Annotated in this window: 12 protein-coding genes and 1 pseudogene; 11 read left to right on the forward strand and 2 right to left on the reverse strand. The window is 48.3% G+C overall.

All coding sequences use genetic code 11. From position 1 onward, the window contains the following. Nucleotides 1–890: cache domain-containing protein (locus tag AC1DUA_RS10290; protein WP_477499645.1), on the reverse strand; the 890-nt coding region annotated here is incomplete at its 3' end. A 158-nt stretch (nucleotides 891–1,048) separates the two neighbouring features. Between AC1DUA_RS10290 and AC1DUA_RS10295 the strand changes: the two genes are divergently transcribed. The 5 genes from AC1DUA_RS10295 (at nucleotide 1,049) to AC1DUA_RS10315 (ending at nucleotide 6,619) form a co-directional block, all read left to right on the forward strand. Then, a complete protein-coding gene (locus AC1DUA_RS10295; protein ID WP_477499646.1) occupies nucleotides 1,049–1,933 on the forward strand; it encodes a carbohydrate ABC transporter permease in 885 nt (294 codons plus the stop codon). Continuing rightward, the gene (locus tag AC1DUA_RS10300) at nucleotides 1,933–2,769 is read left to right on the forward strand and encodes a carbohydrate ABC transporter permease (RefSeq protein ID WP_477499647.1); all 837 of its coding nucleotides are present in this window, start codon (nucleotides 1,933–1,935) and stop codon (nucleotides 2,767–2,769) included. The genes AC1DUA_RS10295 and AC1DUA_RS10300 overlap by 1 nt, the downstream gene beginning before the upstream one ends. Nucleotides 2,770–2,937: 168 nt before the next feature. Continuing rightward, complete coding sequence (locus AC1DUA_RS10305; protein WP_477499648.1) at nucleotides 2,938–4,257, forward strand: ABC transporter substrate-binding protein; 1,320 nt, start codon at nucleotides 2,938–2,940, stop codon at nucleotides 4,255–4,257. A gap of 112 nt (nucleotides 4,258–4,369) precedes the next feature. Beyond that, the gene (locus AC1DUA_RS10310; RefSeq protein ID WP_477499649.1) at nucleotides 4,370–5,599 is read left to right on the forward strand and encodes an MFS transporter; all 1,230 of its coding nucleotides are present in this window, start codon (nucleotides 4,370–4,372) and stop codon (nucleotides 5,597–5,599) included. 69 nt (nucleotides 5,600–5,668) lie between these two features. Next, the gene (locus AC1DUA_RS10315) at nucleotides 5,669–6,619 is read left to right on the forward strand and encodes an NAD(P)/FAD-dependent oxidoreductase (protein WP_477499650.1); all 951 of its coding nucleotides are present in this window, start codon (nucleotides 5,669–5,671) and stop codon (nucleotides 6,617–6,619) included. A gap of 3 nt (nucleotides 6,620–6,622) precedes the next feature. On the opposite strand, the gene AC1DUA_RS10320 is transcribed toward AC1DUA_RS10315, so the two are convergent. Beyond that, a complete protein-coding gene (locus AC1DUA_RS10320) occupies nucleotides 6,623–7,336 on the reverse strand; it encodes a DUF2161 domain-containing phosphodiesterase (RefSeq protein ID WP_477499651.1) in 714 nt (237 codons plus the stop codon). 237 nt (nucleotides 7,337–7,573) lie between these two features. Between AC1DUA_RS10320 and AC1DUA_RS10325 the strand changes: the two genes are divergently transcribed. The 6 genes and pseudogenes from AC1DUA_RS10325 to AC1DUA_RS10350 form a co-directional block, all read left to right on the forward strand. Continuing rightward, complete coding sequence (locus tag AC1DUA_RS10325; RefSeq protein WP_477499652.1) at nucleotides 7,574–8,878, forward strand: sn-glycerol-1-phosphate dehydrogenase; 1,305 nt, start codon at nucleotides 7,574–7,576, stop codon at nucleotides 8,876–8,878. Nucleotides 8,879–10,020: 1,142 nt separating this feature from the next. Next, the gene (locus tag AC1DUA_RS10330) at nucleotides 10,021–11,406 is read left to right on the forward strand and encodes a family 4 glycosyl hydrolase (RefSeq protein WP_477499653.1); all 1,386 of its coding nucleotides are present in this window, start codon (nucleotides 10,021–10,023) and stop codon (nucleotides 11,404–11,406) included. Nucleotides 11,407–11,419: 13 nt separating this feature from the next. Then, nucleotides 11,420–12,799, forward strand: coding sequence for an MATE family efflux transporter (locus AC1DUA_RS10335; protein WP_477499654.1), 1,380 nt, complete (start codon nucleotides 11,420–11,422; stop codon nucleotides 12,797–12,799). Nucleotides 12,800–12,823: 24 nt separating this feature from the next. After that, nucleotides 12,824–15,037, forward strand: a complete 2,214-nt coding sequence (locus tag AC1DUA_RS10340) for an alpha-galactosidase (protein WP_477499655.1) — start codon at nucleotides 12,824–12,826, stop codon at nucleotides 15,035–15,037. A 2-nt stretch (nucleotides 15,038–15,039) separates the two neighbouring features. Then, the gene (locus AC1DUA_RS10345) at nucleotides 15,040–15,414 is read left to right on the forward strand and encodes a cupin domain-containing protein (protein ID WP_477499656.1); all 375 of its coding nucleotides are present in this window, start codon (nucleotides 15,040–15,042) and stop codon (nucleotides 15,412–15,414) included. Then, a pseudogene (locus AC1DUA_RS10350) lies at nucleotides 15,411–15,845 on the forward strand (glycoside hydrolase family 36 protein); the annotation flags it as partial. The gene AC1DUA_RS10345 and the pseudogene AC1DUA_RS10350, both read left to right, overlap by 4 nt.

A 15,845-nucleotide genomic window follows, 5' to 3' on the forward strand; every position in this document is an offset into this window, starting at 1 on the left:
TTGGTTAATTGATCATAAGGAAGACGTTTGACGATCGTCCAGTCGACATAGTCCGTTTTCATCTTTTCAAAAACATTGATGCCTGCGAAAGGTCCTTTGCTCCATTCATAAGAGCCCTTATCCAATGTGCTGTGAATGGCTTCATTTCCCCAGCTGTCTTCAAGCCGCTGCCCCCATTTGGAAGGATCCGGACCGAAAACAATATAGCCCTCATTGTCCAGAATGTACAGTTCTTCAGTGTCATGTGTGTACAAGCTCTGGGAAATTTCCGATATAAGGTCTAAATGAAGATCAATGATAAGTTCACCAATCGATGTGTTATTGGGTGAGTACAGCAGCTTGCGATGCATAGACAGGACAGGTGTTGGTGCAGAATACACGTTAATTGCAATATTGTAACTGTGGCTCAAATGAGTGGTTTCAAAATACACGGTTTTGTCTTCGGGAAAAGGACGCAAAGACGCGTATTTGCCGGTTGTACTTCCTGTGAAGTCGTTGCTCGACATAAAGGACCGGTCGCTAACAGAAGCATACAAGTAAACTTGTTTAAACTCTTTAACGGCATGAGACATGACCTGTAATCCGCTTTTGATCACTTTTTCACTCATATAGTCGATATCTCGCTCACGTTCCAGAATATCGTATAATTGTCCGAGCTCTGACAAATGCTGACCTGTATAGATCGTCGTTGACGCTTGAACAACCCCATTTAAATAGTTTAATATATTCAATTTCGCTTGGGAGATGAGGGCCGAATTGTTGGTGATGGTATCTTCGGTGACTTTTTCCTTGGTGAATATATAGGAGACTACAATGGATGTAATGAATGGAACGAGTGTGGCGATCAGCAAAAAAAGGATCAGTTTGTTGCGTATGCTATGGCGAAACATGTCGAATCAACTCGGTTTCTTCGTGGACTTTTCACCCTATATTGTAGCAGTAGAGGTCAACAAATTCCACCTAATGCATCACGATTATCTGTGTTTCAGAAGGATAAAGATATTTATACTAGAGGTTATAGTTACCTAATCGTAAGGGGGAAATTCCCATGAAACAGAGCAAGGGGTTATCAGGACTATTACAGCAATGGGTGTTTATCGGACCTGCGTTGCTATTTTTCGCGCTCATTGTAGTGATTCCTTTTCTCATGAGCATTTATTATTCATTTACAGAGTGGAATGGTGTAACGACAACCGTGAAGTTCAACGGCTTGGACAATTTCAAGCAACTTCTTTTTAATGACAAGGACTACCGCAACGCTTTCTGGTTCACAACGCGGATTACCGTAACAGACGTAATTCTTACGAATCTCGTTGGATTCCTGCTGGCGCTGCTGCTAACACAAGCGCTGAAAACCAGAAATGTACTGCGTACCATCTTCTTCATGCCGAACGTGATCGGCGGACTTCTGCTTGGGTTCATCTGGCAGTTCATTTTCGTCAAAGGGTTCGGGACACTGGGCGAGTTGACACATTGGGGCTTTTTCGAACTACCATGGCTCGGCGATGCGCCTACCGCCTTCTGGGCGATTGCGATCGTGAGTATTTGGCAGGGTGCTGGCTACTTGATGATCATCTATATCGCGGCGCTTTCCAATGTGCCAAAAGATATGATCGAAGCGGCTTATATTGATGGAGCGACCCGTTTCCAGGTGCTCAAAAGCATTATTATTCCGCTCATTATGCCAGCTGTCACAGTCTGTCTATTCCTGACGATTTCGTGGAATTTCAAAATGTTTGATCTGAACTTCTCCTTGACCAAAGGCGGACCGTTCAACTCCACAGAATCCGTGTCGATCAATATTTATCAAGAAGCGTTCCGCAATAACAATTATGGCTTAGGAACAGCGAAAGCATTAGTGTTCTTCATCGTAGTGGCCATTATTTCGACCATCCAAGTCATGTATACGAAACGCAAGGAGGTTGAAGTGTAATGGAAACAGTCAAAAAATATTCCGGACGGCTATTCACACTCGAAGTGCTGGGTATCCTGATCGCTCTGCTATTTCTAGTGCCGTTCTACTTTGTTATAGTTAATTCACTCAAAACCTTCCCGGAGCTAGCTGCTAGTACAGCCAAGCTTCCGCAAACTTTATATTTGGATAATTACAAAAAAGTATGGACGATCATGAAATTCCCCAGCGCTTTCATGAATTCGTTGATCATCACGGTTTTCAGTAATGTGGGGCTTGTCATTATTAGTTCCATGGCTGCTTATCRCATGGTGCGGAAGCCGAGTAAATTCAATAATCTTGTCTTCTTGGCTTTCGTTGCTGCGATGGTGATTCCGTTTCAATCCATCATGATTCCGCTTGTTCGTGTTGCGAGCCAAGTTGGACTAATGGACAGCAAATTGGGCTTGATTATTTGTTACTTTGGTTTTGGTGTATCTCTTAACGTTTTCTTGTTCCACGGTTTTATTAAATCGATTCCGCTCGAAATCGAAGAGTCCGCTACGGTGGATGGTTGCTCGCCTTATGGCGTGTTCTGGCGAATCGTGTTCCCGCTGTTAAAACCGATGTCTACGACAGTCGTTATTTTGAACAGTTTATGGATTTGGAACGATTATTTGCTGCCTTCTCTCGTGTTAAACAGTCCAGATCTGCGAACAATACCTTTAGCGACGTTCTCCTTCTTTGGACAATACACGAAGCAATGGGATCTGGCTTTGGCTGGTCTAACACTAGGCGTTCTACCTATTGTTATTTTCTTCCTCGCCATGCAGAAGCATATTGTTGAAGGAATCACAGCTGGTTCCGTAAAAGGGTGACATATTTGTTAGGAAGTTCAAAATCTTCCACCTTTATGTTCAATATCCTCTGTGTTAAGGGTTCAAGAAAGTGTTTACAATAAACCATGTAAGCTGATGACGAGGAAATAAATGGCCTGTCATCATCAGGGTAAGCTGAGTAAACAAAAAAAGGGAGGCATTACCTCAATGAAAAAATTAACAATGATCAGTATGGCTGCTTTACTCACACTTTCTGTGGTTGCGGCTGGCTGCGGTAAAAAAGAAGAGACACCTGCACCTGCTGCTTCAGCTGGGGCAGCAGCATCAGCAACACCTGCTGCGGCTGGTAAACCTGTAACGATTAAAATGTTCCAATTCAAAGTAGAAATTGCTGATCAATTGGGTAAATTGGTTGCTGAATATCAAAAGCTGAATCCTAACGTGAAAATTCAAATTGATACTGTTGGCGGCGGTGCGGACTATGGCGCAGCGTTGCTGGCGAAGTTCAACTCCGGCGACAAACCGGACATTTTCAACAACGGCGGGTTCTCAGATCTGGATAAATGGATTGAAAACCTGGAAGATCTCTCCGATCAACCTTGGGTTAGTGACCTTGTAGACGTGGCGAAAGAGCCAATGACCAAAAATGGCAAACTCTACGGCCAACCGCTGAATCTTGAAGGTTACGGCTTCCAATACAATAAAGATCTTTTCGCGCAAGCAGGTATTACTGAGCTGCCAAAAACAATCTCTCAGCTCGAAGATGCTGCCAAAAAGCTGCAAGCCAAAGGTATCACACCGTTCGAGAACGGCTACGGCGAGTGGTGGGTCTTGGGTAACCACTTCGTAAACCTTCCGTTCGCGTATCAAAAAGATCCAAATGCTTTCATCGATGGTCTGAACAAAGGCACTGCGAAAATTCCAGGCAACGAGCAATTCAACCAATGGGCGAAATTGTTTGATCTGCAATTGCAATACGGTAACAAAAACCCGCTGCAAACAGACTACAACACACAAGTTACAGACTTCGCAACAGGTAAAGCGGCAATGACGCAACAAGGTAACTGGACACAAGTTCAACTTACAAAAACGAACCCGAATATCAAAGTTGGCTTCTTGCCAATGCCAATCAGCGACGACGTTGCGACGAATGACAAATTGTTTGTCGGTGTTCCGAACAACTGGGTAATCAACAAAAACTCCGCTGTGAAAGACGAAGCGAAGAAATTCCTGAACTGGATGGTAACATCAGATGTGGGTAAAAAATATATCACTGACGAGTTCAAGTTCATTCCAGCTTTCAAATCCATTCCTGCTGACGAAAAAGTACTTGGACCATTAGCAGCAGACATTATTGCTTACAGCAAAGCTGGTAAAACACTGAGCTGGAACTGGTTCAAATTCCCTGGCGGCGAAGCATCCAGTAAAAAATTCGGCGATATTATGCAAGGTTATGTCGCGAAGAAGTATACAAAGGATCAAATGCTGGATGAATTCCAGAAAACATGGGATAGCCTGAAGAAGTAATACGATAATGGTTGGAAACAGAGCCTCAGCGCCAAAAGCTGGGGCTTTTTGCCGTTTAACAGAAGGATTGGGGGCTGTTACAATAAGGAAGACTGGGAAGCGGGGGGCTACGATGTATTTAGGAATCAAGACTTGGTTACAAAGCAGGGGGAACTCGCTGCCGCAAGAGAAAAGATTAACTCGCGAAGCGATTATTTCGCTCATTATTCATTCTACTTTTCAATTCGGCGCTTCGATGTCGGGTGTGTTTCTGAACTTATATCTATGGCGTTTGACACACAGCGTAGCCGTAAATGGAACTTACAGCATTATCGTTTACATTCTGACACCGATTGGCTTCGCGATTGGCGGCTGGATGATCAAAAAGAAAGACAGAATGGTCTCATACCGCTTAGGCATCATGCTGATCGGTTTATTTTACTTGAGTGTGATTATCGCGCAAGATGCTCTCGTGAAATATTACATAGCGTTTGCCATTTTTAATGGTCTCGCCGCCGCTTTTTACTGGGTAGGTTATTTGACGCTCATGTACGATGTGTCAACCGAACAGAATCGGATTCGATACCTCGCTTACAATATGATTTTCTTCACGATGGCTTCATTGGCAGGGCCTGCGCTTGCCGGGTTTATTATCCGTTTGAAAGAGGGACTTAGCGGGTATACCATCGTTTTCGGTATTGCCTTTTGTATGTTTCTTCTGGCAGCCTTGATATCTTTGAAAATAAAAGCTTCCAGCGGACATCACCGAGTTTACTATTTAAAGTGGACTGGGCTCATTATGAAAAAAAACCGAGATTGGCTAAAATCGTTGCTTGGTTTTTTTGGAATGGGCTTGCTTCAAGGTACAATGTTATTTCTTCCGAATATTCTCTTGTTTCAAGTCATGCCGCGGGAAGATATCGTGGGCTATTTAGGAGTGCTTTACTCCAGCCTCAGCATAGCCATGGGAATGTTTATTTCTAAATATGCTCAGGGCAGCAAATCTCGTATGTATCTAGCGATATCGACGATAGGTTATCTGGTAGGTGTATCGCTTTTATTAGGAAGCATCACGATTTGGTCTGTTGTAGGTTTTATGATTTTGTATTCGGTCTTTTCACCTTTGCAAGGCAATACAATGACGGGTTACTATTATGGGCTCATTGCCAAATTGCCTCTCAAAGGCGAATTGAAAGTGGAAAGTGTCGTCGTTCGAGAGCTTTTTCTAAATGTCGGCCGTGTGATTTCCATTTTTTGCTTCATTACATTTGGAAGCGATTTGGAAGGCGGAATGATTCCATGGATTCTCATGATCGCCTCTCTCACGCAATTTGCCTTAGTCTGGTCCATTAAGAATCGTTAGAAGGAGCATGAAAGCGCCCTTGCAAGGTTATCCTAGGGATAGCTGATAGGAGAAGAGGGACTTCAGGTTATGGAACAGTATGACAGTATAATTGTTGGCGGAGGCATTGCCGGACTTCAGGCGGCTATTCAGCTTGGCAGATATGAACATCGCGTTCTTGTTATTGATGCCGGATCTGGCAGGTCTACCTTATGCAAAAGCTATCACAACCTTCTAGGTTGGCCAGATGGCGTTTCAGGTGAAGAACTTCGCAGGCTGGGAAGGCTGCAGGCCGAGAGGCTGGGAGTTGATTTTGCCCATGATGAAGTTGTACAGGCCGTAAATAAAGGAAAGCCAGGGGATGGCTTTGAGTTATGGGGGAAGTCCGGTAAAGGTTATGAAGCACCGACGCTGCTGCTAGCGACAGGGTTAATGGATCGCATCCCCGAAATTCCCGGTTTAAAGCCATGTCTAGGATTAACGATTTATGTATGCCCGGATTGCGATGGCTATGAAATTAGAAATAAAACGACCATTGTGATGGGTTCTGGAGATGTTGGGGCCGCGATGGCACTGAAGCTTAGCCTTCGGACAGATAAGCTGACGTATGTTAACCATGGATTGTGCGCTGTGAAAAGCAGCCATGTGGAAGAGCTTAAGAAAAAAGGGATCACCTACATAGCGGATGATATTCAAGAGGTAATTGCGAGCGAGAATGGCCTATTTGGAGGGCTTGTGACGATTAATGGCAAACGGCTGGAAGCGGAGCGCGGCTTCATTGCTTTCGGAGGGAACGAAGTGAAATCGGATCTGGCCCGACAGCTAGGAGCGGAACGATTAGAAAATCGGCATATCATGACAGATGCTCGTTCCAAAATGACAAGTGTGCCATTCCTCTGGGCAGCCGGTGACGTAGGCGTTCACGCGGAGCAAGTGACGATTGCGATGGGCGAGGGCGCGCAAGCTGCGATTTGGATGAATAAAGTGCTGCTCATGTTAAAAGAAGAAACGAACGCCAGTAAAGTGGTCGTTCGCTCTTAGTTATTAGGGCGCTTCCGCAGGAGTAAATGCGGTCGTAACGTGAACGTAGTCCGCCAAAGCTTTTTCACCAAGCGGGGTAATGTGATAGATGCCGCGGCTTTGGCGAACGAACCAGCGGTAGTAGTTTTTTTGCAGCAGAGAGCTGACGGCTTTGTTATTCGTCAGGTCACGCAGCTTCCGCGGGCTAAGAGGTCCATGCTCACGCATCAAATAAGCGCAATGCAGCGATTTCTCACGGTAAGCAGTCATCAGCTTTTGTTGCGTGCTGCCGCCTACGTTGTAGTCGCCGCTTCGTTCATGAAACTCATTGACGACCCGTAAAGCCGCTCTTTTATTGTGGCGCAACGTATAAGGTGTAGGCTCGCAGACGAGATCGACTGCGGGTTTTTTGCGTTTGTAGAATTGAACGGTTAAGACGCCTAGCCCCAGCATACGGCAGAGTCGCCGGATATCTTCCCACTGCAAGCGATGTGGAGCTTTCCCTTTATTAGGCAGTTCGAAAGCGACATACACTTGCTCCGTTAGACGAAGACGATCGATGCCTTGCACAAGGAGCGGGATGTTGAAGCTTTTTTTGAGCTCTACAACGATGGGGGGTTCATCCCCACGAATGGCGACCAAGTCGCAGTGTTTCACTTCTCCGCGAACGGCATAACCGCGGTCTTCGAAATATTGTTTCACCGGAGCGTACAGCTCCGTCTCGGTTTGAATGGGCATGTTGGATATTCTCCTCCTACTTGCGATGAAGGCAGTGTGTATCATTATAGCATAGGTTTTGTTAAAATAGGGGAAGTAGTACTTGTACGTACATCTTGGGGTGAGGGTGAGATGGCTTGTGGTGGAGTGCGATTGAGTGAAGTTCGAGTGATGATTAGGGTTCGAGGAAGCTGAAGTTCAAGTGATGGAGTGGGAGTGACTTTTTGCGTTCCGAGATTAATGGGGAGGATGATGGGAATGAGTGTGGTTTTGAATACATGGCTTGGTCGCACGATTGATTGCGCATGTGGGCAGAGGCATGAAATTCCGATTCGGCGTATCGTTATTGAGCGAGATGCTTTGGGGCAGGTGGCCGGTTATGTGAGAGAAGCCGGGTACCGTGAAGTTACGCTTGTTGCGGACGAGAAGACGTATCAAGCGGCGGGCGAGAAGCTGCGCGGGCTGCTGGAAGCCGCGCAAGTCAAGGTCAGCATCAGCGTGATTCGTGAGAACGCGATGGGAGAAGTAGCCGCCGATGAGGAAGCGATCGTCCAGCTGCTCCTGGACACGCCATTATCGTCGGAAGTTCTGCTTGCCGTGGGGGCGGGAACCCTGCACGACATCGTGCGCTTCGTCGGCCACTGCACGAAGCGGCCTTTCTTGTCTGTGCCGACAGCGCCATCCGTTGACGGCTTCGCTTCAGTCGGCGCGCCGCTCATCGTGCGCGGCTTCAAGACCACGATCCCGGCGAGCTCACCGGAAGCGATTTTTGCCGATCTCGCGCTGCTCGCGGAATCGCCGCAAGCGATGATCGCAGCCGGCCTCGGCGACATGCTCGGCAAGCACACTTCGCTTGCCGACTGGTCGCTTGGCCGCGTGCTGCTTGACGAGCACTACTGCGAGCTGAGCGCGCAGTTGACGCTGGAAGCCGTGGAGCTCTGCACGGCTCACTTGGACGAGATCGCGCAGCGCACGGATCTCGGTTTGTTAAAGCTGATGGAAGGCCTGTTGCTGTCCGGCCTTTCCATGCTCCTGGTCGGCCACTCGCGGCCGGCCTCGGGAGCAGAGCACCATCTCTCCCACTTTTGGGAGATGGTGCTTCTGCAGCAGCGCCGCCGGGCGCTGCTGCACGGCGCGAAGGTCGGCGTCGCGACCGTGATGATGGCGCAGCGTTATGCGTCGCTGCGGGACATCACGGCCGATGAGGCCGCCGCGCGCCTAGCGCAAAGCCAGGCCCCGAGTCGGCAGACGGATGCGGAGCGCATCCGCAGGGCCTATGGGGCCATGGCGGAGCAAGTCATCGCCGAGAACTTCCCGGCGGATGGCGGTGTTGTTGATAGCGAGGCGCTGAAAGCGCGCATYGCTTCGAGGTGGGGCGATGTGCAAGCCATCGCCCGCGCGGTCCCTGCACCCGAGCAGCTGGCTGCTTGGCTCGGGGTTGTGCAGGGACCGGTTGCGCCAGAGCAGCTCGGCGTGGAGCCGGAGCTGGTGGAGGCGTCACTGCGGGATGCGCTGTTTGTGCGCAACCGGTTTACGGTCTTGCGTTTACTGCGTCTGCTGTAAACGATGTTTGGGGACGCCCGGGGAGCTTAGTTAGCTCCCAGTGGCGTCTTTTTTATGTTCCTTGACGAGGAACATTGAATAGGCTTTGCCATGCTAAGCCTGAGAGACACTTTCATTGGATGAAATCCAATGAGATGGCGGATATGATGGCTTGAGAGTTCATCTCGTTGGACGAATTCCAATGAGATGATCGAATTTGCCACTTATTGAGCTGTTTTTAAGGGGTTACATTGGATTTGATCCAATGCAAAGTAGAATTTATGGCTCAAATGAGCAGTTACATTGGATTTATTCAATGCAAAGTAGAATTTATGGCTCAAATGAGCAGTTACATTGGATTTTATCCAATGGGAAGCAGAGATGCTAGTTAAAAAACGGAATAGTAGCAGTAGCAGGTGTTGAGAAAGTAGGGGGAAGTAGAAGAAGAGGCAGATATGCAGGTAGCAGAAGAAGAAGCAGTAGCGGGTGTTGAGAAAGTAGGGGAGGGAGAAAAAGATGCAGAAGTGCAAGGTAGCAGAAGAAGTAGCAGTAGCAGGGTGTTGAGAAAGTAGAGTGGAGATAGAAAAGGAGGCAGACGTGTAGGAAGCAGAAAAAGTAGCAGTAGTAGTGTATTGAGAAAGTAGAGTGGAGGTAGAAGAAGAGGCAGACGTGCAGGTAGTAGAAGAAGTAGCAGTAGCAGGGTGTTGAGAAAGTAGAGTGGAGATAGAAAAGGAGGCAGACGTGTAGGAAACAGAAAAAGTAGCAGTAGTGGTGTATTGAGAAAGTAGAGTGGAGGTAGAAGAAGAGGCGGCGGTAGCAGGTAGAAGAAGTAGCAGTAGCAGTAGCAGTAGCAGTAGCAGTAGCAGTAGCAGTAGCAGTAGCAGTAGCAGTAGCAGTAGCAGTAGCAGTAGCAGTAGCAGTAGTAGGCCACGCTGAAAAGGTTTTTAAAGTAGCCAAATCCCGTGCTGAGGCCGAGTCACAAGCATCAGCAAACACCAAGACCGTCAGACTAAACCGTCTGGACGGTCTTTTTCATCCCCCTTTGCGCCCAAGCAAAAGTGTAAAAAATCACAACCCCGCTAAATTTTTGCCATCCCTTTAATTCAGATTGTTTTCTATACTTGTAGCGTATGCATGACTGCACGACTGTGAGGAGGAGCAAAATGAAATTCAATGGCGGGAAAGTAAACGAGATACAAATTGCTTATATTGGTGGAGGCTCCATGTATTGGGCCAAGAATCTCATTGCGGATCTTGCGCTGGATGAACAATTGTCGGGTACGATTCGGTTGTATGACCTTGATTATGACAAAGCCAAAAATAACGAGAAACTAGGCAACTCGGTTTCTGATTATGCCGAAACGAAGTCCAAATGGACCTACAAGGCTTATCCGACGCTGAAGGAAGCGTTAAGCGGTTGTGACTTTGTGTTCATTTCGATTCTTCCTGGAACGTTCAAGGAAATGGCATCCGATGTGCATGAACCGGAAAAATACGGCATTTACCAAGCGGTAGGCGATACAACCGGGCCAGGAGGGCTGGTTCGAGCGCTGCGAACGATTCCGATGTATGTGGAAATTGCCCAAGCCATAGAGCGCTTTTCGCCGGATGCTTGGGTGTTTAATTATACGAATCCGATGACGCTTTGTACGCGGACGTTATACGAAGTATTCCCGGGAATCAAAGCGCTTGGTTGCTGCCACGAAATCTTTGGAACGCAAGGATTATTGATACGCATGCTGCGTGACATGGAAGGTATAGAGGGCGTGCACCGCGATGAAGTGAAGGTGAATGTACTTGGTATTAATCATTTTACATGGATCGATCAAGCGACTTATCAAAATATAGATTTGCTTCCGATGTATCAGAAGTTTGTAGATAAGTATTACGAGACGGGCTTCGAGCATAACAAAGATGCCTGGATGACGAACACGTATACGGCCGCTAACCGAGTGAAGTTTGATTTGTTCCGGCGTTATGGCATTATTGCGGCTGCAGGCGATCGCCATCTGGCAGAATTTATGCCTCCTTGGTATATGAAGGACGCGGAAACGGTTCGCGACTGGAAATTTGGCTTAACGACGGTCGAAAGCCGTGTGGAGAAACATATTGCGACGGAGCTTTATTACCGCAAGCTGCTTAGTGGAGAGGAGAAGCTGCCGCTGAAGGCGTCGGGAGAGGAAGAAGTTAGACAACTCAAAGGATTAATTGGTCTTCAATCATTTGTTACTAATGTCAACGTGCCGAATGTGGGGCAAATGAAGGGGATTCCTCTGGGAGCCGTTGTCGAGACGAACGCCGTGTTCTCAGCGAACAGTCTGCGTCCTGTTTATGCTGGTGAGCTTCCGCTCGCTGTTAATAACCTGGTGTTGCAGCATACGGTGAATCAAGAACTTATTTTGAAGGCTGCGTTACAAAAGGATAAAGCGTTAGCGTTCAATGCTTTCGTGAATGACCCGCTTGTGAATATCGATGTGAACCAGGCGGAGCTGTTGTTCGACCAGATGCTGCAAAATACGAAATCGTATTTGCCGGGATGGAACATCTAATGGCGGCTCGATCATGAAAGAAGCAGAAGCCTATAGGGATTCCGTCACGGTAGATCCGCAAGATAACAAGGCGGTCCGGCGCATTATTTTTAAACTTGCCGGTCCCTCTTTGGCGGAAATGCTGCTCATTAACCTGACACAGATGGTGATGATGATTCTGGTGGGTCATTTAGGAGCGGTTGCTGTCGCAGCTGTTGGATTAACGAGTCAGCCGTATATGTTAATGACAGTTCTTTTTGCAGCGCTAAATACAGGCACTACGGTTATTGTTGCTCGTTCCACGGGAGCAGGCAATATGGGGGATGCGAATCGGGCTGCCGGCCAATCGCTCATGCTAGGCTCTGTTCTCTCCATCCTCGTCGTTGCACTTGGCGTTCTATTTTCGGAGTCGATGCTCCGAATGATGGGAGCTAGCGTTGAAGTTATTCATTATGGGCTGAACTATGCCCGGCTGATGTTTCTGTCCATTGGATTTTCCTCCATCTCGTCTGCTTTGTCGGCTATTCTACGTGGGGCTGGAGATACTCGAACTCCGATGAAAATTAATGTGTTATCAGGGTGCCTGTCCATATCGCTAGGGTTTGTGCTGATTTACGGCCATTTAGGCTTGCCGGAGATGGGAGTTGCTGGGGCAGCTATCGCCACGTTGGCTGTTCAGGCCGTGGCGATGGTCGCCTTCGTAGTCGTCATGTTCAGCGGGAAATTTGCGGTGAGGATTGGCTGGGCGGAGATAAGCCGTTTGGATAAAAGTATCATTTACCGCATGTTGAAAATCGGTATCCCCTCGAGCCTGGAGCAGCTCATTATGCGTCTGGGTATTATGACTTTTGTCAAAATATGCGCAGGACTTGGGACGGTTGCCGTTGCGGCATCACAAATTGTGACGAGCATAATCGGCATCTCGTTTATGCCTGGTGCTGCTTTTGCCATAGCGGCTTCAACCCTGGTCGGCCAAACGCTTGGCGTAGGCAAACCCGACCTTGCTGAGCAGTATGTATGGCAAATCCGGAAATACGGCATGCTCTTAGGAGGTGTAATGGGAGCGGTATTTATCTTGTTCGCCCCCTATATTTTCAGGCTATATACGAGTGACGCCACCATTATCCGAGAAGGAGCATGGGCCCTTCGGATCGTTGGTTTTATCCAAATTTCCCAAATCTCACAGTTCATTCTTGGCGGAGCTTTGCGGGGAGCTGGAGATACGCGATTTCCATTATACTCGACTTTAATTGGTGTCTGGGGCGTGCGCGTACTGCTCAGTTATTTATTTGTTTATATCTTTTCGTGGGGCATGTTCGGTTTATGGACTGCTGTTGCCTGCGACCAATTCCTGCGGTCAAATCTTATTTATTTCAGGTTCAAACGGATGGTGTGGAAACATGTAAAGATTTAATGCACAAGAAAGGAGCTGTGGGATATGGGGATTGTCTATGATCCGAATTCGCAAACCTTCCATCTTCAAGGGAAGTCGACTAGCTATATCATGCAGTTGATACAATCTAAATACCTTGCACACGTCCACTTTGGACGCAGGGTTCGTGGAAGTAATCTTGGCGGCTTGCTCGCTATGCGGCGTCGCTGCTCATTTTCGCCATCTACGGATCCGAACGATCTGACACTGTCGCTTGACACACTACCGCAGGAAATTCCGGCGTATGGAGGCAGTGATTTTCGTGTACCCGCCTATCAGGTGCAAATGGAAGATGGAACGACTGTCAGTGAGCTTATTTATGAGTCTCATCGGATCTATGCGGGTAAACCACAGCTGGAGGGCTTGCCTGCTACTTATGTGGAAGAGGACAGCGAAGCGGAGAGCCTCGATATTATTTTGGTGGATGCGGCGATTGGCTTGCAAGCTATTCTCACCTATACGGTCTTTCGTGATCATGATGCGGTTGCGAGGTCCGTTCGTTACATCAATACGGGAAATCGTTCGATGAAGCTGCTTAGAGCCTTAAGCTTTGGCCTCGACATTTCTTATTCCGAGTTCGATATGCTCCATTTGTCTGGAACATGGGCACGCGAGCGCCACATGGAAAGACGCCCTCTGGCAACGGGAGGATCTGTGATTGAGAGCCGCAGGGGGAGCAGTAGTCATTCGCTGAACCCGTTTATGGCTCTACTCTCGAAGCAAGCGGACGAAGATCAAGGAGAAGCCTATGGTTTTAGTCTTGTGTATAGCGGAAGCTTTGTTGCCCAAGCAGAGGTAGATCCTTATGAAACAACCCGTGTTGTCATGGGGATTAATGCTTTTGATTTTTCTTGGCTGTTAGAGCCGGGGCAAGCTTTCCAAGCGCCTGAGGCTATCCTTGTATTTTCAGCAGAAGGAATTGGCGGCATGTCGCGAATTTACCATAAGCTGTACCGCACGCGACTATGCCGAGGGGAGTTTCGAGATCGTCATCGACCGATTCTCATCAACAACTGGGAAGCAACCTACTTCAACTTCAACGCGGATAAAATCGAGGAACTTGCGGTGGTTGGAAAGGAGCTCGGTTTAGAGCTTCTCGTTCTTGACGATGGTTGGTTCGGCAAAAGGGACAATGACAAAAGCTCGCTCGGAGATTGGTTCGTCGATCTAAGCAAACTGCCCAAGGGCATGCCGGATTTGGTTAGCCGTGTGAATCGGCAGCAGCTAGCATTCGGTCTGTGGTTTGAGCCGGAAATGGTGTCACCGGACAGCGATTTGTATCGCGCACATCCCGACTGGTGCCTCCACGTGCCTGGTCGGCGCAGAACAGAGGCGAGGCAGCAGCTGATTCTGGATTATTCGCGCCAGGATGTAAGGGATTATATCGTTACAGTCGTGACGGATATTCTTGCCAGCTGTCCAATCGCCTATGTCAAATGGGATATGAACCGCAATATGACGGAAATCGGTTCAGCCCTGCTCCCGCCGGAGCGGCAGCGGGAGACGGCCCACCGTTATATGCTTGGTCTCTACGAGGTGCTGGAGCGGATCACGTCCAGATTCCCGAACGTGTTGTTCGAAAGCTGCTCCGGTGGTGGCGGCCGATTCGATCCAGGCATGCTCTACTACATGCCGCAGACGTGGACGAGTGATAACACGGATGCGGTGGAGCGGCTGAAAATCCAATATGGCACAAGCATTGTGTATCCAATCAGCACTATGGGGGCGCATGTTTCTGCGATCCCGAATCATCAAGTGCATCGCTCGACACCTCTGGAGATGCGGGGACATGCTGCCATGTCGGGTAATTTCGGCTATGAGCTGGATTTGACTACTTTTACGGAGGCGGAAAAAGAGGCCGTAAAGCGGCAGATTGCGCTCTATAAACAGCTGCGCCCGCTGATTCAATTCGGTGAATTTTACCGGTTGAGCAGCCCTTTCCATGGTGTTGACGCCGCTTGGATGTTCGTGTCAGAAGATCGGAAAGAAGCACTTGTCGCTTATTTTCAAGTGTTGGCTGAGCCTAATGCTCCGCTTAAGAAGCTGCGTCTGAAGGGTTTGGAAGCAGGAAGCAATTATCTTGTGTATGATGCGGATGCTCCAGAGGAGACCGAGGAACTGATCTTCGGCGGTGACGATTTGATGCATATTGGTTTGAATTTACCGATCTGGAAAGGCGATTTCCGAAGCCGCCTTTACCATTTGACTATGGAGGGATAACGATGAAAAAGCTGCGTTTGAGCGAGCTGCGGGATACCAAGAATGGACATATTTTGCAAGATATTTTGCCGGGGAATTACTTATCTTCAGGCGGTCTTTCATTTGCCAAACGAGGAGAGCGCAGTCACACCAATGATGGACCGGATGGCAGGGACTATCATATTCATGGGGATTGTGAGGCGTTCATCATTTTGCAGGGGAGTGGAACCTTGGAGATTAACGGGGAGCATACACCGGTTACAACAGGGGATATCGTGATCGTTGAACCAGGTGAGGATCACCATCTCAATTCGAGTGAGGATGATCCCATTGTGACCGTATGGTGCCATGCAGGCGTGAACCGCCATAAGAATCAACAGCAGGAGGAGTCTGTATGAGCAAGCAAATCACGACTGCTGCTCATATCTTTACGTTAACTGGAGAGAGTCATCCATTCACGGTGTCGTTGTTGGCCGAGCAGTTGCAAGAGGGCCTGGATCTAATCACGCTGCGTCTGGATGCTGAAGAAGCTTCGGTTCCACCGATTTTAACGCTGAATTGGTCGCATCCCGCATGTGACATTCAGGCCAGTTGGCATCCGGCGCAAGACCGAAATAAAAGCTTTAAGGCTGACTGGATGCGAACATTGCGCTCTAACGCAGCTGCATCGGCTCCTGTCTATGCGCTGTTTAATAGCCTTGGGCAGAATCGACTTACATTCGCTTATTCAGATGCGCTGAATACTGTTCATTACTCGGGAGGCATCAGCGAGGAAAAAGCGGATTTCCATTGCTGGGTCCAATTGTTTGCCGAGTCGACAGCGCCATTC

This window comes from Paenibacillus sp. 01T422, from assembly GCF_056398785.1.